Consider the following 23,577-nt stretch of genomic DNA (forward strand, 5'->3'; position numbering starts at 1 on the left):
ATATATTCCCCTAAACTTCTTTGAATTTTTCTTTAAAAGACAATACATTTTCCTTAATATTATTACCATTGAATATAGCCGATCCTGCCACTATTACATTTGCACCAGCATCTATAATCTTACTCACATTATCAACCTTTACTCCACCATCAACCTCTATGTCAATGTCTAAGCCTCTACTATCTATCATTTTTCTGAGTTCACTTATTTTTCTTAGTGAACCTTCAATGAACTTCTGTCCCCCAAAACCCGGATTAACAGACATGATCAAAACCATATCTATTTCTTCAAGTACTTCTTCAATAGTATGTAAAGAAGTCCCAGGATTTAAAGAAACCCCTGCCTTTATGCCATAGGACTTGATATTTTGAATTGTCCTATGGATATGGGGACATGTTTCCACATGTACAGTTATTATATCCGCTCCACCCTGAACAAACTCTGGTACGTATTTATCAGGATTTTCAATCATAAGATGTACATCAAAGGGTAACGATGTTTTTCCCTTTATGCTATTCATAATCACTGGTCCTAAGCTAATATTGGGGACAAAATGTCCATCCATCACATCTATATGCAGAAGATCCACTCCAGCCTCCTCTGCGGCTCTTATATCAGTAAGTAGATTTGAAAAATCAGCTGATAGAATTGAGGGAGAAAGTTTAATCATTTTAGTACCTCCTATTATTAATTTCTTTAATTTGTTCTAAAAATTCTACATAATTATTATAACGATCCCTATTAATATATCCCATATCCAAAGCATTTTTCACTCCGCAGCCCGGTTCATTGACATGAAGACAATTAGCGAATTTGCAATCATTTATATATTTTTTAAATTCAGGAAATAAATATCCTAACTCTTCTATTTCAATAAAGTCAATATTTAAGGAAGTAAAACCTGGTGAATCTACGACCCATCCTCCAAAATCAAGCTGAAGAAGCTCGGAATGACGCGTTGTATGCTTCCCCCTCTTTATTTTACTGCTTATTTCACCGGTCTTAAGTTCCAGACCCGATTGTACTTTGTTAAGCAAACTTGATTTACCTACACCCGACGGCCCTGCAAAAACAGATATCTTGTCCTTTAAAACGGTTTTAATTCTATCTATTCCAATGTCTTGTTTAGTACTGCAAGGAATTATCTCATAACCTGTATTTTTATACATTTCCATAATATGGTCAAAATACTTGTCCTCGTCCAGATCAATCTTGTTTATACAAATTTTCAATTCTAGGTCATGATATTCAGACATAATCAGTATCTTATCTAATAGCCTTAGATTCGGGTCGGGATTTTTGAGTGCAAAGACTATTATAGCTTGTTCTACATTAGCAACCGGTGGTCTTAAAAGCTTTACTTGTCTCTCAAGAATATCTTCAATTATCCCCTGCTTTGTCATATCATCATATGTAAATAATACATAATCCCCTACTAATGGAGTTATTTTTTTATTTCTAAATTTACCCCTCGCTTTACACTCAAAAATCTTATCCCCTTGCTTTATATAGTAAAATCCACCTATTCCTTTAACAATAATACCTTCTTCCATTCAATTCCTCCTTACTCAAATACCATTTCCTCTGAGTACCTCGACTTTTCTCCAAAGAAAATCTCTATCTTTACTGTGCCTTTACCAGAAATTGATAATCTAAGCTGTTTTTCATTTCTATTGTGAATGCTTTCATATACCGTTGATGAAACACCATTTTCTGTCTTAACAACCTTTACTACTTCTTCTTCCTTATCGAAATTGAGAGGAATTATAAAATCCTTAGTTACTTCCGGCAGCTCCTGTTCCTCAGGAGGTTGTTCTATCTTTTCAGAACCTTTACTTACCACTAAATTGAGTACAGAATTTTCTTTTATTTCTGAGCCAGGAGGAATACTTTGGGAAATCACTTCATCCTTTCCGTATTCGTCATTAAATTCATAACCAACGTTCTTAACAATCAATCCTAAATCTTCAGCAGTATCCTTGGCATCCTTTATATTTTTACCCTTCATAGTAGGCATTATAAAGGTTCTTATTTCTTTTCCTTGACTGATGACAATATCAACGGAAGAATGTTCTTTGATCTCAGTTCCTGCCTTGGGATTTTGTCTAATAATGATGCCTACGGGCAAATCATTATATTCATATTCCCTCTCCCCTAGCTCCAAATTTTTATTCTGTAATTCAACCCTTGCTTCTTCTATTTCCTTATGAAGTATTTCAGGAACATTAACTGTTCTTTGACCCTTACTTAAAATTATACTTACAGCATAGCCTTCCTTTACAATATCTCCAGCAACTGGGTCTTGACTGATTACAAAGCCAGCTGGTATTTCATCATCAAAAAGCTGCTTTTGAACTAACATCTTCAACCCTAAATTATTTAGGCTATTCTCGGCAATTTCCTCAGACTGTTTTATTAGGCTAGGTACTGGAACTTCTTTTATCATAAATCTTTCTTTAAACACGTTAAAGAAAATCATTGTTATAAATAATACGGAGATCACCAGTGCTGATAATACTCCAATTACTACAGTTAACTTACCAGTCTTTTTTCTTTCCCCAGAGTACTCCTCTTCCTCTTCAATATCATTTATCGAAGGAATTACTATGGTAGGGGATTCCTCATCATCAACTATGTCTATATTGTGATCAGGATTTTTTAAAGATTTCTCTAGGTCGCTATATACCTGGGTAGCATTATCATATCTAACGTTCTTATCCTTTTTCATGGACTTTAATATGATATTTTCCAGACCTTTACTAATATCGGGATTAATCATTGATGGAGGCACTGCTTCTTCCTTTAGATGCTTTAATGCCACAGTTACAGGGGTACTTCCCGAGAAGGGAACTCTTCCTGTAACCATTTCATACATTGTCGCCCCAAGGGAATATATGTCAGATTTTTCATCAACAAAACCCCCACGTGCTTGTTCAGGAGAAAAATAATGCACTGATCCAATGACATTTCCCGTATTGGTTATGGTTGATGAAGTAATGGCCCTGGCTATGCCAAAGTCAGTAACCTTAACTCTTCCATCATCGGTTATTAGTATATTGTGGGGCTTTATATCCCTATGAACAATATGATTAGTATGGGCATGTTTAAGGGCCAATGCTATTTGCTTGGATATATTTATAGCCTCATCATTTTTAAGAAAGCCCTTCTCTTTTATATGCTTTTTTAAGGTTTTTCCCTCAACTAATTCCATAACTATATAATGTACATCATTATCAGTTCCAACATCATAGATATTAACTATATTAGGGTGGGATAGGCTTGCAGCAGCTTGAGATTCCTTCTCAAATTTATTAATGAAGTCTTCATCACTAATAAATTCTGGTCTGAGTATTTTTACAGCAACAAATCTATTCAAAAGGTGACATTTGGCCTTATATACTAAAGCCATACCACCTCCACCAATCTTTTCAATTATCTCATATCTTTTACCTAATATTTTACCAATCATAGTTTCAACTCCCTCATTAACTATGCCTATATCTGATAGCAATTAAAGTGATATTATCAAATCCACCCCTATTATTAGCTTCATCGACTAAGAAGTCACAAGAATCCTGTAGATTTGAATTATTTAGAAAGCTATTTTTTATCAAATAATTATCAACCATATTAGTTAGTCCATCTGTACATAGTATGATTACATCACCATCATCAACGTCTACACTTAATATATCCGGTATAGGACTTATCTCTGTTCCGAGGGCTTTTGTAATAACATTCCTTTTTGGATGAGTTTTTGCTTCAACCTCGGTAATACTTCCATTTTTCATAAGCTCACTTACTAAAGTATGGTCCTCTGTTAATTGTGTTAATTCTTTTTGTCTCAGCATATAAGCCCTACTATCTCCCACATGGGCAAAATAAAGCCTATGATCAATAAATAATGCCATAGTTATTGTTGTACCCATTCCATCCCAACTATTATGGGACAAAGATTGATTATATATCTCCTTATTACCTTTATAAATCGCATCTTCTATTACCCTTTTAATCTGAGCTTCATCATTAGTGGATATACTATCAAATTTGTTTTTAATTGATTCACTAACTTGTTCGATAGCCATTTTACTTGCAACTTCTCCTGCATTATGTCCACCCATTCCATCAGCCACAATAAAGATACGCATATGTTTCTGATCTACATAAAGCGAATCTTCATTCTTGCTTCTGATTCTACCTATATCTGTTTTTGATGCCCATTCCATTAAATCACCTCAAACTTAAATCAACCCTTAGAAAATTCAATAGAGCAAATTGCATAATTACCTTGTGTTAAGATCATCCACTATACATAGTTCTAAAATTCCTAAAGCTTTCCACCATGTATTATGAAATTTGATCAATAAATAAAGATAAAAATATAATGCATATATTTTCCCTATTTGTCATGGGGCGATAATAAATTTCCAATAATAACTAAGTTTATCATAACTACTAAATTATCTCAATCGTTTCATCTTACATATAAAGAATCCATCGGTATTGGTAATATTAGGATATAGCTGTAGGTATTCCTTTTTAGAATGTAATGATTCAGGCAAATAACTATTTACATCCATCAAAGCAAAATTATCATTTTGTCTTAAAAATTCCTTTATTACATTCTCATTTTCTTCATCTTGAATGGTACAAGTACTATAAAGAAGTTCTCCACCATTCTTTACATATTTTGAACTCATGCTTAGCATTTTAATTTGCATCTTTGAAAGTTCTATTATATGCTTATATTCTTTAAAATATCTTATTTCAGGTTTTCGTCTTATAATACCAAACCCAGAACAAGGAGCATCGACAAGAACCTTGTCTGCACTGCTTAAAAGACCTTTATCGAGCTTTAAAGCATTGAATTTTTCTGTATTAACAATAGAAATGCCCAGTCTTTCACAATTCTCCTTTATTAAGTCTAGCTTATGTTCATGGATATCCCTAGATAATATTTTACCTTTATTATTCATGAGCTGGGCAATATGGGTAGACTTTCCACCAGGCGCACTACAAACATCCAAAATAAATTGTCCTTCACGGGGCTTCAGTACATGACTAACCAGCATGGAACTTTCATCTTGCACCTGAAACAGTCCATTATTGAAGGGTTTTAAATTATCTAAACCTTCCTTCATCGACTGAATGATAATAGCTTCAGGAGCTATCTCACCCCTCTGACATACTACACCATCTCTGTTTAATTCATCAATTAATTCATCCCTAGTAGCTCTCAAAGTATTAGTTCTAATTGTTAAATTAGGAACTTGATTATTAGCTTCTAATAATTCCTTGGTGAAATCTATGCCATAATCATCGACCCACTTATTTACTAACCACTCAGTATGGGAATATTTTAAGGATAGATGCTCTACAGGGTTGTCTTCATACTTAGGTAACTTAATAGAGTCCCGCTCCCTTAAAAAGCTTCTCAATATACCATTTACAAAACCAGATAACCTAAAATTAACTTTCTTAGCTAACTTCACAGATTCATTTACTGCCGCCGATTCCGGTATCTTTTCCAAAAATATTATTTGATATAAACCTAACCTTAAAATGTTCAATATTTCTATTTGTATTTTATTTATTTTGGTCTTAGACAAATTCCTTACTATGTAATCTAAATATTGTTTATTCTCTAAAACTCCATAAACCAATTGGCTAATAAAACGCCTATCTAAAGAAGAAACTTTATTCTTCTTTAGATATTTGTTTATAGTTATATTTGAAAAAGCTGCATTTTTTTCTATGTCTACTAATATGTTTAAAGCTATTTTCCTAGGATTAACATTTTGCATAGTAACCTCCAGTTTTGACTATAGGGTATTCTTAATCTCTACTATTCCTTAATACTAGTAATCTTAACAATTGTCCAATCGAAACAGCTACAGCAGCAACGTATGTTAATGCGGCAGCATTTAAAACGGCCTTTGACGACTTTACTTCTTCATTGTATATTATGCCGTTTGCAGTAAGCTCTTTTATCGCCCTAGAACTGGCATTATACTCAACAGGTAAAGTAATTACATGGAATGCTATTGCTGCAATATAAATATATATTCCTAAATCTATTAATGCTAATCCTCCCCGTCCTAGAAAAAATCCTAGAAATGCCAATGGTAAAGCGACTTGAGATGCTATAGACGCCACTGGAGCAATTTGACTTCTAATAGTTAGTGGGGCATAGTTCTTTGAATGCTGTATTGCATGACCAACCTCATGGGCCGCAACACTTATTGATGCAATTGATGTCCCATTATGGACATTGCTAGAGAGTCTTACTACTTTTTTTCTTGGATCATAATGATCTGATAAATAGCCGCGGACATGTTCTATATGAACGTCTCTTAATCCATTTCTATCCAATATGGTTCTAGCTACTTGGGCACCTGTATATCCCCTCATACTCCTCACCTGTAAAAATCGATTAAAGGTTCCCTTTACTTTACTCTGAGCATAGAAAGCAAATATCATTGCTGGAATCATTAGTATCATACTAAAGTGATACATACCTCCGTAATACATTTTATTCCCTCCTTAAAAATTGCTTTATAGCCTTTTCTACTTTATCAATATCTACACATGTATTATAACATGGACCGTTTGGTCTCTCATTTTTCACGCCAATTACTGGTATACCTTTAACATCTAATATTCCATGTGATAGGTCTCTTTCACAGGCTATTGCTATAACTCCCTTTGGTCTATAATCCTTGATAATTTTTCTTGCCAAGGTTCCTCCCGTTACAATTTGCAGATTTATATTATAGCTTGTACATAAATCAAAAAGACCATTTATATCACAGCCCCCACACCTCTTACAGTTATTAATATCTCCAGTGATTTTATGTTTGCAAGAAGCTTTTTGTAAGCAATGTGGTGCTATCATGAGTATATCCTCTGGATTTAACTTTTTGTTCTTTTGAATCACAACTCTATTATTTATTTCTGAAAAGAATCTTCTGATTGCATCCTTTTCAATTTTAAAAAGATCGCAAAAAGAAATCATTATGGGATAGACAGCCTTTATAGAATATTCAAATACGGGTATAAGAAATCCTGGCAGCCTTTTATTTTTCGTGATTCTAACTGTCAGCATTAACATTACCAATAGATATACCGTAACTATTATAAAGAATAATATCATTCCACTTAATATAGTTAAGTATAAATCTAATTTACCACCTTTAATTAACCAAAACAAAGCACTGACTATGAAAACCGCAAGGATAATGATCAAAATCAACATATTAATAAAAATATTCTTATCACTTTTTACAATACTTCTCATATTGTCTTATTCTCCTAGCACTGTTCCAATTTCTACGTTATTACCTCTAATGTATTCATCAACACTCATTTTTCTGCTATTTGGAAGCTGCATTTCTTTTATGATTAGCATTCCATTTCCTGTACTAACAAAGATACCTTCTTTGTTGACATCAATAATCTTCCCAGTTACTTCAAAGCTTTTTTCCCCACCAATAGCACATTTCCAAATCTTTAACTTTTTACCCTTGTACATAGTATAAGCAACAGGCCATGGATTTAAACCCCTAACTAAGTTGTATATATCTTTAGCTGTATTTTGCCAATCCACAAGTCCAGTTTCTTTTTTTAGCATTGAAGCATAGCTACTATTTGAATGCTCCTGGGGAATTCTTGGAGCTTCATCTGCTTTAATAAGCTCCAGGGTTTCAGCTAGTACCTTGGCTCCTACTCCGCTAAGTATATCATGAAGCTCACCGGCAGTCATATCTTCTTCAATAATGACTTCTTCTTTCAAAATCATGTCTCCAGTATCTAGCCCTTCATTCATATACATTGTGGTAATACCAGTTTCATCTTCGCCATTGATAATAGCCCAGTTTATAGGAGCAGCTCCTCTATACTTTGGTAAGAGAGATGCATGTACATTTATACATCCCTTTTCTGGCATCTCCAATATTTCCTTTGGAAGTATTTGTCCGTATGCTACAACTACACAGCAATCAAAATCCATTTTTTTAATTAATTCAACACTTTCTTTTTCTTTAATTTTTTTGGGTTGCAATACCGGTATGCCTATTTCTATTGCTTTAGCCTTTACAGGAGGAGGCAATACCTTTTTACCTCTTCCTTTAGGCCTATCGGGCTGTGTAACAACAGCCACTACATCATGATTATTCTTAACCAATGCTTCTAAACACGGAACTGCAAAATCTGGAGTTCCCATAAAAAGAATTTTCATATCTTTACACCTGCTCCTCAATAATTTTATCTATGAATAGTACTCCGTTCAAATGATCTATCTCATGGCATAAAGCTCTAGCCAATAATTCTTCACCCTCTATAATTATTTCCTTACCCTCTCTATTAAGCCCTTTAACCTTTACAAACATAGGCCTTTCCACAGTTCCTGTTCTATTTGGTATACTTAAACATCCCTCTACATCAATTTGAGATCCATTTTGGTCAAGAAGTTCGGGATTAATGAGTTCAATTATACCCTCACCCACATCTATAACAATAATTCTCTTTAATATACCAATTTGTGGAGCAGCTAATCCAACTCCATTTTCATGATACATGGTATCTATCATGTCATCGAGAAGCTGTTTAATTCTGTCATCAATTTTATCTACAACCCTTGAGTCTTTCCTCAATATAGGATCTTCATCTGTTCTAATATTTCGTATAGCCATAATATATTACCTCCTAAAAATTCTTAATCTTAATCTCGCAAGGTCCATAATTAAAAAATATTATAGGGCTTCATGTCGAAAATTAAGCTCACATTATTTTCTATATACTTATTCTTATTAATATTACATATATAATTAATTATACTCTTTATATTTTCATGGTCAACACTTTGATACTTTAATAAAATCTGCCATCTATAGTTCTCTTTGATTCTACCAAGTATCGCTGGATTTGGTCCTAATACCTGTGTGTTTTTTAAATCCTTGTGCCTTAGTATCTCACCATGTATTTTTTGGAATAATTTATTTGTGGATCTTATGACTGAATTCTCATTTTTTCCTAATACAATAATATTTATAATCTGATAAAATGGTGGATAGTTAAATTCCCGTCTGAGTTTTATTTCTCTTTCATAAAAATCAGTGTAGTCATGGCTTTTAGATGCATTTATGGCATAATTATTTGGGCTATAGGTTTGAACGACCACCTCTCCAGTATAATCATGTCTACCCGCTCTCCCTGCAACTTGTGTCAATAGTTGAAATGTCCTTTCATTCGCTCTATAATCAGGAAGATTTAAAGTTATATCAGCAGATAATACACCTACTAATGTAACATAGGGAAAATCTAAGCCCTTTGTCACCATTTGTGTACCAATTAAAATATCAATTTCTCTTTTCTCAAAGGAGTCAATAATTTTTTCTAGGCTACCTTTACGAGAAGTAGTATCTATATCAAGCCTTGCTGTCCTAGAGGTTGGAAATAGCTTATTAACATATTCTTCAACCTTCTCTGTTCCCAATCCAAAGAATTTTATATATTTACTTTTACATTCTGGACAGATTTTAGGTACAGTGGTCTTAAACCCACAATAATGACACTTAGCTATATTATTTTTATGATGATAAGTAAGGGATATATCACAATTTGAGCATTTTAATACGTAACCACAGCTCCTACAGGAAACAAATGTGGAGTAGCCTCTTCGATTTAAGAATAAAATAACCTGCTTTTTGTCAAGCAAACTATTTTTCATTGAGTTATATAGCCTACGACTAAATATATTTTTATTTCCTTCTTCTAGCTCAACCCTCATATCGACAACCTCTACATTTGGAAGAGGGTTTTTATTAAATCTATTTTTTAGCTCTAACAGCTTATAGTTACCTATTTCAGCCTTATAATAGTCATCTATTGACGGAGTAGCCGAACCCATAACTAAAACCCCATTATTCTCCATACATAAATATTTGGCTACTTCTATGGTATGATATTTGGGATTCATTTCCGATTTATAGGATGACTCGTGTTCCTCGTCGATAATCACTAATCCTAAGTTATCGCAGGGAGCAAATATGGCTGATCTTGCACCTATAACTATTTGCATTTTATTGTTTTTAATTTTTCTCCACTGATCATATCTTTCCCCTAAGGAAAGTTTACTATGAAGTACTGCTACGGTATCTCCAAATCGCCTTAAAAACTTTTCAACTATTTGAGGGGTGAGAGAGATTTCAGGAACCAATATAATAGCCTGCTTATTATTTTCTATGACCTTATCCACAAGCTGCATATATACTTCCGTTTTACCACTACCCGTTACACCATGTAAAAGAAATGCTTCATGGCTTTTTCCCTCTATCGCTTCCATTATATTATTATATGCTTCCTTCTGTTCATCATTAAGTGTATTTGGCTTGTCTCTTTCTATTTTATCAATATCTATAGGTGTTCTATAGTCTACTTCATCCTTGACTAAAATTAGACTCTTTTTTTCTAAACCATTAATTACCGCCCTAGAAGTTTTTGTCCTTTGAATAAGCTGACTTAATTCAATTTTATTAACCTTTGTGAGATATTTTAAAACTTCAGTCTGCTTGTAGGCTTTTTTAGGAATAGTTAATAAAATTTCATTAATACTGCTAGGTTTAAAATTAATCTCAACTACTTTTTTATATTTTATTTTTATATCAGAATAAAACTTTTCTTCTATGGTAATTAGATTTTCCTTTAATAATCTATTCAATTCCTTGATACATCCACTATCTAAATCTTTAATTAATTCATTATAAGTAAGGGACTTATTTACCAAAAGTCTTTTTATTATAGGACTTTGATTAATATCCCTATGTTCAATAACGCCTTGAGAAGCCTGTTTAAGTTTATATATTTTTTTCTTTTTCAAAGTTGTTCCCCTAGGGATCAAGCATTGAATAGCTTCATAATAGGTACATAAATATGTATCACGCATCCATTTGCAAAGTTTTATCTGTGTTCCCGATAAATATATATCATCATCTGTTACATCCTGTATATCTTTAATGCCTCTTATAGTCTTTACCTCATTGCCAGAATTAAATTCAAATACAAAGCCTTCAAGTAATTTATTTCCCCTTCCAAAGGGAATAATAACCTTATCACCAATTTTAATTTTCCCAAGCAAGCTATTTGGGATTCTATATGTAAATAATCTATCGGTTACTCTCGTTCCTGTATTAACAACTACATTACAATATTTAATACAATCCATTATAAATGCCCCCACGAATTGAATTACAAAGGAGTAGGTTTCCCTACTCCCCAGGCTTATGACAAAAGTCCAATTTCTGCGTTACTGCTGAAGCTTCCGGTACTCACTTGCATATATAGCAAGCTCCGTTCCTCAGCTTCAGCGTGCCTTGAACTTGAACCTTTGTCATAAGCCTGCTATCTTATAGACTAAGGAGTAGGTTTCCCTACTCCTTTAATTTTATCAAATCATATGCTTTATCTAAAATTATATTTGCTATCTCTTTTTTCTTCATTTTATCATATTTTTCTATATTACCCAAGCTGTCAATTATGCTTACTATATTTGTATCGCCCTTAAAGCCCGCACCCTTTTCACTTATATTGTTGGCCACAATAAAGTCTAAATTTTTTCTATTAACCTTCCCCTTAGCATTTTCAAGAAGATCCTTTGTTTCAGCTGCAAATCCAATCAAAATTTTATCTTTTTTAAGTTTTCCCAGCTCAAATAAAATATCTTGATTCCTTGAAAGCTCTATGGCTAAATCCGAGTCGCTTTTCTTAATCTTATTGTTTGAAACTTCCTTTGGTTTATAATCTGCGACGGCGGCAGCCTTGACTACTATATTAGCCCCATCAAAATTATTTAATACTTCCTTATACATATCCTCAGCAGTTATTACATCTATAACTTTTATTCCATGGGGCTTTTCTAAATTAGTTGGGCCAGATACCAGTGTTACATCTGCACCTCTATCCCTTGCCACAATAGCAATTGAATAACCCATTTTACCTGAGGAATGATTAGTTATGTATCTCACAGGGTCTATTGGTTCCCTAGTAGGGCCTGCTGTGACTAAAACCTTTTTATCCTTTAATGGTTTTGTAGATGTATTTGTCAGTATATCCACTATTTCTTGTACAATGTCCTCTGGGGATGCTAATTTCCCTACACCATAGTCTCCACAAGCTAACCTTCCCAATGCAGGTTCAACGAATTTGTATCCCATTGACTTTAAAGCCCCAATATTTTTTTGTACTATGGGATTATTATACATATTTGTATTCATTGCTGGAGCTATAAGAATAGGAGCTTTAGTTGCCATGACAGTAGTTGATAACATGTCATCCGCAATCCCATTAATCATTTTCCCAATAATATTAGCCGTAGCCGGAACAATAACAAACAAGTCAGCTTTTTGTGCTAAGGATATATGCTCAACATCCCAGGTTTTAGGCTGTCCAAACATATCTGTAACCACATAGTTTTGGGATAAAGATTGAAAGCTTAAGGGTGCAACAAATTCTGTTGCGGATTTAGTCATTACAACGTTTATATTTGCCTTTAGCTTTTTCAATCTACTTATTACATCCAGTGCTTTATAAACCGCAATTCCTCCACTAACACCAATAACTATATTCTTATTACTAAGCATATTGCACCTCTATATATCAGATTCAATTCTTTCATAGGTAATTTTGTCTTCTATTATTTCATTAGTTGCTATAGTTACGGGCTTATTGGATTCTATATCTATAAGCTTTTCACTACCTTCTATTATCTGTCTAGCCCTTTTAGAAGCAGCAATAACTAATGTATATCTACTGTCAACCTTTTTTAGCAATTCATTAATTGGTGGTTTAAGCATTATATTTCCTCCTTATATTTATTTATTAACTCACATATATTATCTTTTACGGTACATTTTTCTGCTTCAATAATTGATATAAGACTATTTACAGCCCTAGATAATTCATCATTTATTATATAATAATCATATTCCTTAATAAAGTCAATTTCATCATAGGCAGCTTTTAATCTTCTACTTATATTTTCTTCAGAATCTCTTCCCCTTGTAGTAATTCTATTTTTTAGTTCCTTCATACTTGGAGGAAGCAAGAAAATGAATATCCCATCTGGAAATTTCTCCTTCACTTGCATTGCCCCTTGAGGATCAATTTCTAATATAATATCCTTTCCCTTATCTAGTTGTTCTAAAACATATTTTTTTGGCGTTCCGTAAAAATTATCATAAACTTGAGCATATTCTAGAAGTTCATCGTTTTCTATCATATATTCAAATTTATTTTTTTCAACAAAATAGTAGTTTACACCTTCTACTTCACCTTTTCTTATTTCCCTTGTTGTAGCTGAAATAGATAGTCCTATTTCAGGCTTGTTTCTTAAAAGCTCCTTACATACCGTACCTTTACCTACACCTGACGGGCCGCATACTATGAATAATGCTCCCTTTTTCATCATATAGATTCTCCTTTTTTATCGTTTATTTCATTGATTTCCTTTACTTCTTTTATTTCTTTAGTATGGAATCTATTGGCCATTGTTTCAGGTTGAACCGCTGACAATACCAAATGATCACTATCACATATGATGACTGCCCTTGTTCTTCTACCATATGTAGCATCAACAAGCTTACCTTGATCTCTAGCTTCATTAATTATCCTTTTAATAGGAGCTGATTCAGGTTTTACTATAGCAACTATCCTATTAGCTGAAATCACATTACCAAAACCTATGTTAACTAGTTTTAAATCCATTTTTATCCCCCTGCTACTCTATATTCTGAATTTGTTCTCTAATTTTTTCCAGTTCACTTTTTATTTCTATTACTATTTTTGATATGTTTATATCAGAAGATTTAGAACCTATGGTGTTTATTTCTCTATTCATTTCTTGAATTAGGAAATCTAGTTTTCTACCCACTGCACCAGACTCATTTAAAATTTCATCCAGTTGTTCTATATGACTGTATAGCCTAACTATTTCTTCAGCTATATTACTCTTATCAGCATAAACAGAAACTTCTAAAGCTATTCTTTCTTCATTGATTTCAATTACATCTTCAGTTAAGTCCTTTATTCTTTCTAATAGCTTTTCTCTATATTCTTTAACTATCATTGGAGTACAAGTCTCTATTTCCTTAACGGTTTCAAATATCCTCTTACTTCGATCCTTTATATCATGTGCTAAGGCATCGCCTTCTGACCTTCTCATATCGACTAAAGAAGATATTGCACCGTCCACTGCAACCTTTAAAGTTTCCCAAATTACATCCTCTTCGTCTTCTTTGCTCTCAATATTAAACGTGTCTGGAAAACGAGTCAAATGAGTTAACTTGATTTCATCACTTAACTGAAATTTATCCTTTATTTCCATTAAGGAATTATAGTATTGCTCAATGATATTTAAATTAGGCTTTATGATTAAATCATCATTTTTGCATTCATCAAGGGTAATATATACCTCTACTCTCCCTCTTTTAACATAGTTCTTAATCAGCTTTCTTATCCTCTCCTCAAAAGAAGATAATTTCTTTGGCATTCTTATAATAATGTCATTATATCTATGATTTACAGATTTTATCTCTACGAGAAAATTCCTTGATTCATCATTGGACTCTCCTCTACCATATCCTGTCATACTGCTAATCATAAAATCAATCCTTCCTTCCACGAAGCAATTTATAGAGTAATATCTACCAACTTCATATTATATCATTAAAAGCCTAAAATTTTAAGGATAGATTAAGTATAATTGTAAAATAAATTGATTATTTATATATAAAATTTTCCATCACATATAAACTCAGCTGTACCCTCCATAAAAACTCTATCATCTTCATTAATATAAATATTTAAAGTTCCACCAGGAATGTCTACCTTTACATTATTGCCAACATTATTTAATCTATAAGCAACATATACCGATGCGCATACACCAGTACCACATGCCAGGGTCTTTCCTGCTCCCCTTTCCCATGTATCAACCTTCATAAATCCTTTATTAACAACCTGAGCAAAATTTACATTGGTATTTTTAGGATAAATACTATATTTTTCTATTTTGGGGCCTAGGATACAAAGCTCCTCTTGGTTTATATTTTCAACAAATATTACGGTATGTGGCACTCCCATCAATATGCTTGAAGCTGTTATACTGGATTCTCCAATTCTTATGCTTTCATTGATAAACATTTCCTTATCCGTATTAACGGGGACGTCTTCAGCCCTTAATATAGGCTTTCCCATATCCACCAATATAGTCTTAACTCTACTATCATCCGCTAGAGTTAATTTTATTTCTTTAACTCCCGCTAAGGTTTCCACAGTCAGAACATCTTTTTTGACAATCTCTTTTTCAAATACAAATTTTGAAAAACATCTGATACCATTTCCACACATTTCACCTATTGAACCATCGGAATTGTAATATTGCATTTTTACATCACTGGTTTGTGACTCCTCTACAATCATCATTCCATCGGCTCCAATACCAAAATGTCTATCACAAACCTTTTTTGCCAATGTAGAATAGTCTATCCCATTAGCCTCTTCTGCCTTAAAAATAATAAAATCATTGCCTGCACCATGCATTTTGCTAAAATTTATCATATGAACCTCCTTATTTAAGTTCCAAGTTTTCAAGTCATTCTTTTAGGTCATTAATAAAAATTCCTATAATAACCTTTAACTTTATTATAATACTTATTATATATCCTATTGGTATTATATTTACTAATTATTTATATTGCCTTTCAAATTTTTTTATTTAGTGGTATACTTTACAAAGAATTTTACACTTGTAGTTTTACGCTTATAAAAGTTCTATTTATTTTATTTACATGTAATGGAGGGATAATATGCCGTTTGATGGCTTAGTCATAAATTCTATAGCATCAGAATTAAAGGAAATATTGTTAACTAAAAAAATCGAAAAAATATATCAACCGGAAAACGATGAAATACTGATAAAGTTTAGAAACGTCAGCAATAAGCTATTGGTATCAGTTAATAGCAGCTTTCCCCATATTAGCTTAACGGATGTACAAAAGAAAAATCCATTAAATCCACCTATGTTTTGTATGCTATTAAGAAAGCACCTTCACGGAGGAAAAATTGTTGATATACATCAAGTAGACTTTGAAAGAATATTAGTAATATCTATTGAAAGCTATGACGAATTAGGAAATATCAGCATTAAAAAATTAATAATTGAAATAATGGGCAAGCATAGTAATATAATTCTAATAGAAGAAAGTAGCAGTAATGTCATCGATAGTATTAAAAGAATACCTTCTAATATAAGTAGACAAAGACAACTGTTACCTGGACTCAAATATGAATATCCACCTTCTCAGGATAAGGTGAATGTTTTTGCCATAAATTATGAGGATTTTGTAAGTAAATTGAATTCGGTTTCAAGTGATACTAAGGTATTTAAGGCACTATATAAATCATTTCAAGGGATAAGTCCTGTAATTGCTAAGGAAATCTGCTTTAATGCCAATTTGGATTTAGATAGGTCTATTACTAATCTTTCACAGGAAGACTTTAAGGACATATGGAATGTTTTAAGGGGTATTCTTGATAAAATCAATGAAATAGAATATTCACCAAATATAATTTTTGATAAGAAAGATAATAAAACCATTGATTTTTCTTCATTAGAATTGAGTATGTATAAAAATGAGCTTTTTTCTCAGATGTCCTTTGTTTCTATGAGCAAGGCTATTAATAAATTTTATTTAGAAAAGGATAGACATAATCGTATTAAGCAAAAATCTACGGATATTGTAAAAATCATTAATACCAGACTTGAAAGACTATATAATAAACTTCAGAAACAAAAAGAAGAACTTTTAACCGCTGAAGGTGCTGATAAGTACAAGTTATACGGGGAATTAATACTATCTAATATGCATAATATACAAAGGGGCATAAAGGAAGTTACCCTACAAAACTACTACGAAGATACTATGCCCCAAATAACAATCCCACTTGATTCTAGATTGACACCTTCTGAAAACAGTCAAAAATACTACAAAAGATACAATAAATATAAAAGTGCCCAAAATAAAATAAGCACTCAAATCAAAGAAACATGTGGTGAAATACAATATTTAGAAAATGTAATGATCAACATTGAAAATACAGATGATATTAATAATATTGAGGAAATAAAACAAGAATTGATAGAACAAAAATATATCAGAAAAAGAAAAATCGGTAAGCAGAAGGAAAAAGCCTTAAAATCAAAGCCCTATAAATATATTACCGAAAATGGTTTCATCATATTAGCCGGAAAAAATAATAAACAAAATGATCAATTAACATTAAAAACTGCATCGAAAAAGGATATATGGTTTCATACTAAGGACATTCCTGGCTCCCATGTCATAATAAAAACCGATGGAAAGCCTGTCCCCGAAGATACTATAATGACAGCTGCTTTGATTGCAGCTCACCACAGTAAGGGCAGACAATCCAGCAATGTACCTGTAGATTACACCCATGTCAAATTTGTGAAAAAACCATCTGGTGCAAAACCTGGGATGGTCATATATGAAAATTTTAAAACAATATATGTGACTCCCTATGAAAATGAGATCAAAAAGCTAGAAGCACAGAGTTAACAGCTCTGTGCTTCTATATTTAGAAAGCTCCATAAAGAATGACCTAAAACTTTGAACTTATGACTAAAAAAGCACCTTTTATCTTACTTTTCATATATTTCCACTTCATTATCCTTATCCACTTCATCAAGGTGTACACTTATAATCTCTTTTTTTGAAGTAGGAACATTTTTACCAATAAAATCTGGTCTTATGGGAAGCTCTCTATGGCCTCTATCCACTAAAACAGCCAACTGAATAGTCTTGGGTCTTCCCATATCTATTAAAGCATCCATGGCGGCTCTAACTGTTCTACCAGTGAAAATCACATCATCTACTAGTACAACATTTTTATTATTTATATCAATGTCTATCTGACACCTATTAACTACAGGATTGTCATCGATTTTAGACAGATCATCTCTATATAAGGTTATATCCAGTGAAGCCACTAAGACCTCAGCATCCTCTATTTGTTTTATTTTAGAAGCAAGTCTTTTGGCTAATGGAACTCCTCTAGTATGTATTCCAATCAAAACTACGTCTTCTATACCCTTATTTTTTTCAATTATTTCATGGGATAATCTTGTTATTGACCTATTTATTGCTTTTTCATCCATGATTTTTGCTTTGAATTTCATTTTTTACCTCCAAAAATATAGTATTTATAATAATAAGTATAGGGTTTTCATAGTATAAGTTAAAGTCTATACTAAAATCCCTATAGATATTCCAGTTAAACAGTTAATTTATACACATCGAAAATCCCTAGAAGCATCGGATATTTTGAGATGTATAAATTAAGTTTAACTTTGGGAAATCTATATAATAAAATTTTTATCAAAATCAAGTAAATCCACTTTTCAAATCATTACTTTTGATGGATTCTCTATGTCCCTTTAATTTTTCCAAGTAAATCTTCAAAGTGATTAGGAAGTATGCTATTAAACTCCATATATTCCAATGTGGTTGGATGTACAAATCCTAATACCTTGGCATGGAGGGCCTGACCATTCAAATTAAATTTTTTCTTTTTTATACCATATAATGGGTCTCCAACTAAGGGATATCCTAAATATGCCATATGTACCCTAATCTGATGCGTACGCCCAGTTTCTAGTTTGAGCTGAGTTAAAGTATACTCATTGTATCTTTCTAATACCTTAAAATGAGTAACGGCTCGTTTTGAATTTTTTTCCGTAACAGCCCATTTTAGTCTGTTAACAGGATGTCTTCCTATGGGTGCGTCGATTGTACCACTATTAGTTTTAATGTTTCCATGGACTAAAGCAATATAAATCCTATTAATACTGTGTTCCTTTAATTGAGCAGCTAGAAAATTATGAGAGTTATTATTTTTGGCTACCATTAATAGTCCCGATGTATCCTTATCGATCCTATGAACAATTCCCGGTCTTATTATTCCATTTATAGAAGATAAATTTTTTGAGTGATATAATAATGCGTTTACTAGTGTACCATTATAGTGGCCTGGAGCCGGATGAACAACCATGCCTTGAGGTTTGTTTACTACTATAACATCATTATCCTCATAAACAATACAAATTGGAATATCTTCAGGCGCTAATTCTAGTTTTTCAGGCTCTGGAATTGCTATATCTATAATATCATTTTCATTTATCTTATATTTCTTTGAATCAATTACTTTATCATTAACTCTTACTTTCCCCTGCTGAATTAATTTCTGTACATAGGAACGAGAAATATCATTTAATTCCTTAGATATATATAAATCTAACCTGATACCATCTTCAATATTTTCAACAATTAATTTAATGTCCTTCAAATTATCTACTCCTTTATAATAAATACAATAGTATTATAACATAGAAATAGAAGCAAAGCCTAAGCTCGCTTCTACTTTATTAATCTTTTTTATCATCTTGAATTTGTTTTTTATAATAATCAGAGCTTATATCATCTACGGCTTCTACTTTTCCAGAGATATTTGGATCATACATATTATTATCATACCAATCCAGAGCCATTTTTTTCTCATCGGTCTTATTAAATCTAGCTACTGCTTGCCAAGCATCCTCTCCATCAAAACCATTAAACCTAGAATTATCTTTAAAGGTTCTTCCAAAGGGATAATTGAGTTCCTCCTCCTCTACAGGTCTAGTATTCATTTTTTCTACTAAAGCCATCGATGACTTATTATCACTGCACTTTGCACATATTGCAGTATATGGTATAACATCTAGCCTTTCTATTTCAATGGAATTACCACATGAATCACAAACACCATATGTGCCATTATCAATTTTCTCAATGGCATCGTCTATTTCCTTCAAATGTCTTTTCTCGTTTTCTTCTAGGTTAAATTGCATTTCCATTTCAAAGGTTTCACTGGCTATATCAGCTGGATGATTATCATAAACAGATAATTCGCTGTAATAATCCTGTAGGGAACTATGCAAACCATTTTCCTCCTCTTGGTCAATGGCCCTTAGCACTTCCTTTTTATCCTCTAACAGTCTCTTTTTAAAATACCTTAAATGCTCCTTATCCATTATTAGTCCTCCTATCTGTAGTTCTCAATTATATCTATTAACTCCGCTATATACTTTCCTATTAATGGAAGGTCTACTAACTGTTTTACAAAATAAATTAGTATTGCCGCGAGCAAAGTAAAGCCTATAGCCATACCCAGTCCACGTGCCAATCCCCCAACAAAATTGACTATTAACAATCTCTTAGGATTATTGATTATTTCTGTATATTCAGATATTTTCGATTTCTCTAATGCCACTGAAATATTTTCTAATTTGTTTTCCAATGACATCATTCTTTTATCAGGCATTTTGTAACACATCCCATCAAGGAGCAGTTGTAAGTTAAAAGTTCTAAGCTTCCGGTTCATTCCTTTGAGATTTTTTAGAATGGTCAATATTATTTTGCCCTTTTTCAGATAAAATATAAAAGAAAGCAAGTCATCTTTACCTATATAGAATTTCTAATAATTTTATATAATTTTGTTTACATAAAAAAACTATAGTAAACAAATTACTATAGTTTTTTGAAAACTAGCTCTGATTTTTAAAATTGTTTTCTATCATGTTTTTTATTGCTTGACTTAAGTGAATGCCCCTAATCTTAGAACTTTGAACTTAGAACAAAAATGCGTCATAGACGCATTTTTAAATATGTTCAATAATATTTTTTACTATATTACTTGAATTTTTGGCTGCTTCAAGTACAAACTCATTAAAGTTAGTATGTGCTGTTCCATCGGCTTTATCGGATATGGCCCTTATTATAACAAAGGGAATGTTATTTAAATAGCTTGTATGTCCTATTGCAGCACCTTCCATTTCCGTACAGTAGCCTTTGAAGCTATTCCATAAAAATTCTTTCTTATCTGAAGAAGCTACAAATATATCCCCGGATAAAATTCTACCTATCATTGTTTTATGCTTTATAGTTTCACTCCTACTTGCCTCATAGGTAATATCAATAAGCTCTTTGCTAGCATCAAATATATATGTATCCATCCTAGGAATCTCACCTAATTTATATCCAAAACCCGTAGCATCAAAGTCATGTTCAATGACATCTGAAGATATAACTATATCTCCCACATCTAAATCTTCATGGACTGCACCTGCCACCCCTGTATTTATTATATGGCTTACTTTATAATTGCTGGCTAAAATTTGTGTGCATACAGCTGCATTAACCTTTCCAATGCCTGATCGCACTAGTACAACCTCTTTATTTTTCAACTTACCAACATAAAAATTCATACCTGCGATATTATTATTTTCCTTAATCTCCATAAGTTCTTTTAATATCTCAATTTCTTCATCCATAGCTCCAATTATACCTATTCTAGCCATAAAAGCCCTCCTTAATCAAACCCATATTATCTACATCTTATTATTCATAAAAGAGTTGTTAACCAAATCCAGTTGAGATTCAAGTAAAGTTTTAAACCTAGTCTTAAATATTTGAAATTCTTTTTTTGATTCTTCATATTCCTTTCTTATATCCATTACTTCATTATTTGCACCATCAATAATTTTTCTACCTCTGTCTTCAGCTTCTTTAATGATCAATTCAGCTTTTTTACTTGCATTAATAGCTACTTCTTCCGCTGTACTTTGAGCTACTACTAATGTATCCTTCAAGGTCTTTTCTAAGCTATTATACTTTTCTATCTGTTCTTCCAACAGCCTAATTCTTTCTTTCATTTCTGCATTTTCATTATATACTTTTTCATAACTGTCAATAACATTATCTAAGAATTCGTCTACTTCTACTTCCTTATATCCTCTTAATCCCTTGGTAAACTCTTTATTTTGTATATCTAATGGCGTTATCATATTATTCCCCCCATTATATAGTTTTACTTTAGCTTTTACATGAATTTTTTAATGGATATTTTATATCTATCTTTTTTTGTTTTTCCTAAAACTTTATCTAGAATTATTCTTCCTTTTCCTCTATATGATATCAAGTCACCCTCTTTAACGTTATATGAAGGTGAAACAACTGGTAAAAAGTTAACCTTTAGCTTTTCCTTCTTTATATCTGTCAAGGTTTTAGATCTAGATATTTTAAACCCCGCAGAAGAAACAGAATCTAATCTTAGGGATTTAACTGTATCAGTTATTGTCATGAAACTATTTTCCTTAGGCACAATGCCTTGTATTTCATCAATACTAGTATCTACTTTATATCTACCAATTTGATTCATATTCATCTGAACATAGCTAGCAATTTCCTCTGATACTATTATTTGTATATTATTATCATTAATTATAATATCTCCTATTTTTTCTCTTTTTAATCCTAAACCTAATACAGACCCTAGCACTTGTCTATGATCAAAGCTGCTTCCTTTAGGAATTTTATCAATTCTAATAACCTTCATAGGGGTATAATCTTCTAATTCATAATGATAATCTGGATACAAAATTATAATTTTTCTCTCAGCATCTTCATAACCGCCAGTAATCTTAAAATTTACATAGCCAAATTCCGTTCTTAAAATTTCATTGCATATAGATGCTAAATAGGGATCTAAGAAATCCGTGTATTTAAATATATTCTTTTTTACAGATATTTCAATTTTATCAAGAGCTTTAAAAAGTTCAATTTCATACTTATCATTTAGGGAATATCTAGCCACAATATCTTTTCTGTCCAAAAAATCACACTTTCTATAGTAGTCCTCTAATCAAATTTCCTAGAATGTCCAATGTTATAATAGCTAATATTGGAGAAAAATCAATCATTCCCCTAAAACCTATCTTTTCTTGAAGCATTCTAAAGGGTGCCAAAATTGGTTCCGTTATCTGATATAAAAAATTATATATTGGATTTGAGTAATCTCTACTAAACCAAGAAAATAACGCCCTAGCAATAATAAGGAAATTTAATACCCTTATAAAATAACTGATTGCCTCACTCAATCTCCACATCTTATCACCTTCCAATTCTACTTATTCTATTTATTCCATGGAAAAATACCTTTATTACTAAGTTCCTCTCTAAAATTACCTGAAACATCTATATTGTTTGGAGCCAATATAAATATACCCTTTGAAACTTTCTGAATCTGACCATCTAACGCATAAATAGCACCATTTAAAAAATCAAATATCTTTTTAGCCAATTCTTGATCTAATTTTTCCAGATTAATTATTACAGGCTTTCGATTTTTTAAGTTATCCACAATATCCGGAGCTTCTTCAAAATCTATGGGTTCATAGATTACTACCTTCATTTGCTGGCTTGTATGTATACTAACTATTTTTTGTTTAACTGGTTGACTTGCACTAATTGCACTATGTACCGGTTCTTGTATATCATCATCTGCCATCTCTTCTTCATCATATTCATCTAATCCCATAAAGAACTTTACTTTATCGAAAAATTTCCCTGACATATTGCCCCTCCTTATATTTTGATTTGCAAATTTATTTGTTTTGGAAACCTT

Annotated in this window: 26 protein-coding genes; 1 reads left to right on the plus strand and 25 read right to left on the minus strand. The window is 32.2% G+C overall.

Annotation, left to right across the window (positions count from 1 at the left end):
- Window positions 1-10: 10 nt before the first annotated feature.
- From rpe to dapF, 16 genes are all read right to left on the minus strand, one after another.
- Window positions 11-670 carry a ribulose-phosphate 3-epimerase gene (gene rpe / locus N4A68_12200; GenBank protein MCT4565058.1) on the minus strand — a complete coding sequence of 220 codons (660 nt, stop codon included), beginning with the start codon at window positions 668-670 and terminating at the stop codon, window positions 11-13.
- A 1-nt stretch (window position 671) separates the two neighbouring features.
- The gene (rsgA, locus tag N4A68_12205) at window positions 672-1,553 is read right to left on the minus strand and encodes a ribosome small subunit-dependent GTPase A (protein ID MCT4565059.1); all 882 of its coding nucleotides are present in this window, start codon (window positions 1,551-1,553) and stop codon (window positions 672-674) included.
- 11 nt (window positions 1,554-1,564) lie between these two features.
- Complete coding sequence (pknB, locus tag N4A68_12210) at window positions 1,565-3,469, minus strand: Stk1 family PASTA domain-containing Ser/Thr kinase (GenBank protein ID MCT4565060.1); 1,905 nt, start codon at window positions 3,467-3,469, stop codon at window positions 1,565-1,567.
- Between the two features lie 16 nt (window positions 3,470-3,485).
- Complete coding sequence (locus N4A68_12215) at window positions 3,486-4,226, minus strand: Stp1/IreP family PP2C-type Ser/Thr phosphatase (GenBank protein MCT4565061.1); 741 nt, start codon at window positions 4,224-4,226, stop codon at window positions 3,486-3,488.
- A 234-nt stretch (window positions 4,227-4,460) separates the two neighbouring features.
- Window positions 4,461-5,804, minus strand: a complete 1,344-nt coding sequence (gene rsmB, locus N4A68_12220; GenBank protein ID MCT4565062.1) for a 16S rRNA (cytosine(967)-C(5))-methyltransferase RsmB — start codon at window positions 5,802-5,804, stop codon at window positions 4,461-4,463.
- A 31-nt stretch (window positions 5,805-5,835) separates the two neighbouring features.
- Complete coding sequence (locus N4A68_12225) at window positions 5,836-6,531, minus strand: zinc metallopeptidase (protein MCT4565063.1); 696 nt, start codon at window positions 6,529-6,531, stop codon at window positions 5,836-5,838.
- A gap of 1 nt (window position 6,532) precedes the next feature.
- A complete protein-coding gene (locus N4A68_12230) occupies window positions 6,533-7,297 on the minus strand; it encodes a DUF116 domain-containing protein (GenBank protein ID MCT4565064.1) in 765 nt (254 codons plus the stop codon).
- Between the two features lie 6 nt (window positions 7,298-7,303).
- On the minus strand, window positions 7,304-8,236 hold the full coding sequence (gene fmt, locus N4A68_12235) for a methionyl-tRNA formyltransferase (protein ID MCT4565065.1): 933 nt from the start codon (window positions 8,234-8,236) through the stop codon (window positions 7,304-7,306).
- A gap of 4 nt (window positions 8,237-8,240) precedes the next feature.
- Window positions 8,241-8,690 carry a peptide deformylase gene (gene def / locus N4A68_12240; protein ID MCT4565066.1) on the minus strand — a complete coding sequence of 150 codons (450 nt, stop codon included), beginning with the start codon at window positions 8,688-8,690 and terminating at the stop codon, window positions 8,241-8,243.
- A 50-nt stretch (window positions 8,691-8,740) separates the two neighbouring features.
- Window positions 8,741-11,221: a primosomal protein N' gene (priA, locus tag N4A68_12245; protein MCT4565067.1), complete on the minus strand. Its 2,481-nt coding sequence runs from the start codon at window positions 11,219-11,221 to the stop codon at window positions 8,741-8,743.
- A 205-nt stretch (window positions 11,222-11,426) separates the two neighbouring features.
- On the minus strand, window positions 11,427-12,635 hold the full coding sequence (coaBC, locus tag N4A68_12250; protein ID MCT4565068.1) for a bifunctional phosphopantothenoylcysteine decarboxylase/phosphopantothenate--cysteine ligase CoaBC: 1,209 nt from the start codon (window positions 12,633-12,635) through the stop codon (window positions 11,427-11,429).
- 9 nt (window positions 12,636-12,644) lie between these two features.
- Entirely contained in the window at window positions 12,645-12,848 is a 204-nt protein-coding gene (gene rpoZ / locus N4A68_12255) for a DNA-directed RNA polymerase subunit omega (GenBank protein ID MCT4565069.1), read from the minus strand.
- Window positions 12,848-13,462, minus strand: a complete 615-nt coding sequence (gene gmk, locus N4A68_12260) for a guanylate kinase (protein MCT4565070.1) — start codon at window positions 13,460-13,462, stop codon at window positions 12,848-12,850. Before gmk ends, rpoZ begins: the two co-directional genes overlap by 1 nt.
- Entirely contained in the window at window positions 13,459-13,758 is a 300-nt protein-coding gene (locus tag N4A68_12265; protein MCT4565071.1) for a DUF370 domain-containing protein, read from the minus strand. The genes gmk and N4A68_12265 overlap by 4 nt, the downstream gene beginning before the upstream one ends.
- A 13-nt stretch (window positions 13,759-13,771) precedes the next feature.
- The gene (locus N4A68_12270) at window positions 13,772-14,653 is read right to left on the minus strand and encodes a YicC family protein (protein MCT4565072.1); all 882 of its coding nucleotides are present in this window, start codon (window positions 14,651-14,653) and stop codon (window positions 13,772-13,774) included.
- A 122-nt stretch (window positions 14,654-14,775) separates the two neighbouring features.
- Window positions 14,776-15,612, minus strand: coding sequence for a diaminopimelate epimerase (dapF, locus tag N4A68_12275; protein MCT4565073.1), 837 nt, complete (start codon window positions 15,610-15,612; stop codon window positions 14,776-14,778).
- A 248-nt stretch (window positions 15,613-15,860) separates the two neighbouring features.
- Here dapF and N4A68_12280 point away from each other — a divergent pair, with 248 nt between their 5' ends.
- Complete coding sequence (locus N4A68_12280; GenBank protein ID MCT4565074.1) at window positions 15,861-17,633, plus strand: NFACT family protein; 1,773 nt, start codon at window positions 15,861-15,863, stop codon at window positions 17,631-17,633.
- A gap of 83 nt (window positions 17,634-17,716) precedes the next feature.
- Here N4A68_12280 and pyrR read toward each other — a convergent pair whose 3' ends face one another.
- From pyrR to N4A68_12325, 9 genes are all read right to left on the minus strand, one after another.
- Complete coding sequence (pyrR, locus tag N4A68_12285; GenBank protein ID MCT4565075.1) at window positions 17,717-18,253, minus strand: bifunctional pyr operon transcriptional regulator/uracil phosphoribosyltransferase PyrR; 537 nt, start codon at window positions 18,251-18,253, stop codon at window positions 17,717-17,719.
- A 248-nt stretch (window positions 18,254-18,501) separates the two neighbouring features.
- Window positions 18,502-19,419 (minus strand): RluA family pseudouridine synthase, encoded by a 918-nt coding sequence (locus tag N4A68_12290; protein MCT4565076.1) that lies wholly within the window; start codon window positions 19,417-19,419, stop codon window positions 18,502-18,504.
- A gap of 79 nt (window positions 19,420-19,498) precedes the next feature.
- Complete coding sequence (locus tag N4A68_12295; protein MCT4565077.1) at window positions 19,499-20,146, minus strand: TraR/DksA C4-type zinc finger protein; 648 nt, start codon at window positions 20,144-20,146, stop codon at window positions 19,499-19,501.
- Between the two features lie 11 nt (window positions 20,147-20,157).
- Window positions 20,158-20,436 carry a DUF5665 domain-containing protein gene (locus N4A68_12300; GenBank protein MCT4565078.1) on the minus strand — a complete coding sequence of 93 codons (279 nt, stop codon included), beginning with the start codon at window positions 20,434-20,436 and terminating at the stop codon, window positions 20,158-20,160.
- Window positions 20,437-20,773: 337 nt separating this feature from the next.
- Complete coding sequence (locus N4A68_12305) at window positions 20,774-21,472, minus strand: 5'-methylthioadenosine/adenosylhomocysteine nucleosidase (GenBank protein ID MCT4565079.1); 699 nt, start codon at window positions 21,470-21,472, stop codon at window positions 20,774-20,776.
- A gap of 30 nt (window positions 21,473-21,502) precedes the next feature.
- Window positions 21,503-21,958 carry a DivIVA domain-containing protein gene (locus tag N4A68_12310; GenBank protein ID MCT4565080.1) on the minus strand — a complete coding sequence of 152 codons (456 nt, stop codon included), beginning with the start codon at window positions 21,956-21,958 and terminating at the stop codon, window positions 21,503-21,505.
- 35 nt (window positions 21,959-21,993) lie between these two features.
- On the minus strand, window positions 21,994-22,785 hold the full coding sequence (locus tag N4A68_12315) for a YlmH/Sll1252 family protein (GenBank protein ID MCT4565081.1): 792 nt from the start codon (window positions 22,783-22,785) through the stop codon (window positions 21,994-21,996).
- A gap of 13 nt (window positions 22,786-22,798) precedes the next feature.
- Window positions 22,799-23,059, minus strand: a complete 261-nt coding sequence (locus tag N4A68_12320; protein MCT4565082.1) for a YggT family protein — start codon at window positions 23,057-23,059, stop codon at window positions 22,799-22,801.
- A 26-nt stretch (window positions 23,060-23,085) separates the two neighbouring features.
- Window positions 23,086-23,526 (minus strand): cell division protein SepF, encoded by a 441-nt coding sequence (locus N4A68_12325; GenBank protein ID MCT4565083.1) that lies wholly within the window; start codon window positions 23,524-23,526, stop codon window positions 23,086-23,088.
- Window positions 23,527-23,577: the final 51 nt, after the last annotated feature.

It is taken from the genome of Maledivibacter sp., from assembly GCA_025210375.1.
GTDB lineage: Bacteria > Bacillota > Clostridia > Peptostreptococcales > Caminicellaceae > JAOASB01.

Coding starts and splice junctions, on each gene's coding strand:
- rpe (MCT4565058.1), bottom strand. CDS start 670: ATGATTAAACTTTCTCCCTCAATTCTATCAGCTGATTTTTCAAATCTA.
- rsgA (MCT4565059.1), bottom strand. CDS start 1,553: ATGGAAGAAGGTATTATTGTTAAAGGAATAGGTGGATTTTACTATATA.
- pknB (MCT4565060.1), bottom strand. CDS start 3,469: ATGATTGGTAAAATATTAGGTAAAAGATATGAGATAATTGAAAAGATT.
- N4A68_12215 (MCT4565061.1), bottom strand. CDS start 4,226: ATGGAATGGGCATCAAAAACAGATATAGGTAGAATCAGAAGCAAGAAT.
- rsmB (MCT4565062.1), bottom strand. CDS start 5,804: ATGCAAAATGTTAATCCTAGGAAAATAGCTTTAAACATATTAGTAGAC.
- N4A68_12225 (MCT4565063.1), bottom strand. CDS start 6,531: ATGTATTACGGAGGTATGTATCACTTTAGTATGATACTAATGATTCCA.
- N4A68_12230 (MCT4565064.1), bottom strand. CDS start 7,297: ATGAGAAGTATTGTAAAAAGTGATAAGAATATTTTTATTAATATGTTG.
- fmt (MCT4565065.1), bottom strand. CDS start 8,236: ATGAAAATTCTTTTTATGGGAACTCCAGATTTTGCAGTTCCGTGTTTA.
- def (MCT4565066.1), bottom strand. CDS start 8,690: ATGGCTATACGAAATATTAGAACAGATGAAGATCCTATATTGAGGAAA.
- priA (MCT4565067.1), bottom strand. CDS start 11,221: ATGGATTGTATTAAATATTGTAATGTAGTTGTTAATACAGGAACGAGA.
- coaBC (MCT4565068.1), bottom strand. CDS start 12,635: ATGCTTAGTAATAAGAATATAGTTATTGGTGTTAGTGGAGGAATTGCG.
- rpoZ (MCT4565069.1), bottom strand. CDS start 12,848: ATGCTTAAACCACCAATTAATGAATTGCTAAAAAAGGTTGACAGTAGA.
- gmk (MCT4565070.1), bottom strand. CDS start 13,462: ATGATGAAAAAGGGAGCATTATTCATAGTATGCGGCCCGTCAGGTGTA.
- N4A68_12265 (MCT4565071.1), bottom strand. CDS start 13,758: ATGGATTTAAAACTAGTTAACATAGGTTTTGGTAATGTGATTTCAGCT.
- N4A68_12270 (MCT4565072.1), bottom strand. CDS start 14,653: ATGATTAGCAGTATGACAGGATATGGTAGAGGAGAGTCCAATGATGAA.
- dapF (MCT4565073.1), bottom strand. CDS start 15,612: ATGATAAATTTTAGCAAAATGCATGGTGCAGGCAATGATTTTATTATT.
- N4A68_12280 (MCT4565074.1), top strand. CDS start 15,861: ATGCCGTTTGATGGCTTAGTCATAAATTCTATAGCATCAGAATTAAAG.
- pyrR (MCT4565075.1), bottom strand. CDS start 18,253: ATGAAATTCAAAGCAAAAATCATGGATGAAAAAGCAATAAATAGGTCA.
- N4A68_12295 (MCT4565077.1), bottom strand. CDS start 20,146: ATGGATAAGGAGCATTTAAGGTATTTTAAAAAGAGACTGTTAGAGGAT.
- N4A68_12300 (MCT4565078.1), bottom strand. CDS start 20,436: ATGCCTGATAAAAGAATGATGTCATTGGAAAACAAATTAGAAAATATT.
- N4A68_12305 (MCT4565079.1), bottom strand. CDS start 21,472: ATGGCTAGAATAGGTATAATTGGAGCTATGGATGAAGAAATTGAGATA.
- N4A68_12310 (MCT4565080.1), bottom strand. CDS start 21,958: ATGATAACGCCATTAGATATACAAAATAAAGAGTTTACCAAGGGATTA.
- N4A68_12320 (MCT4565082.1), bottom strand. CDS start 23,059: ATGTGGAGATTGAGTGAGGCAATCAGTTATTTTATAAGGGTATTAAAT.
- N4A68_12325 (MCT4565083.1), bottom strand. CDS start 23,526: ATGTCAGGGAAATTTTTCGATAAAGTAAAGTTCTTTATGGGATTAGAT.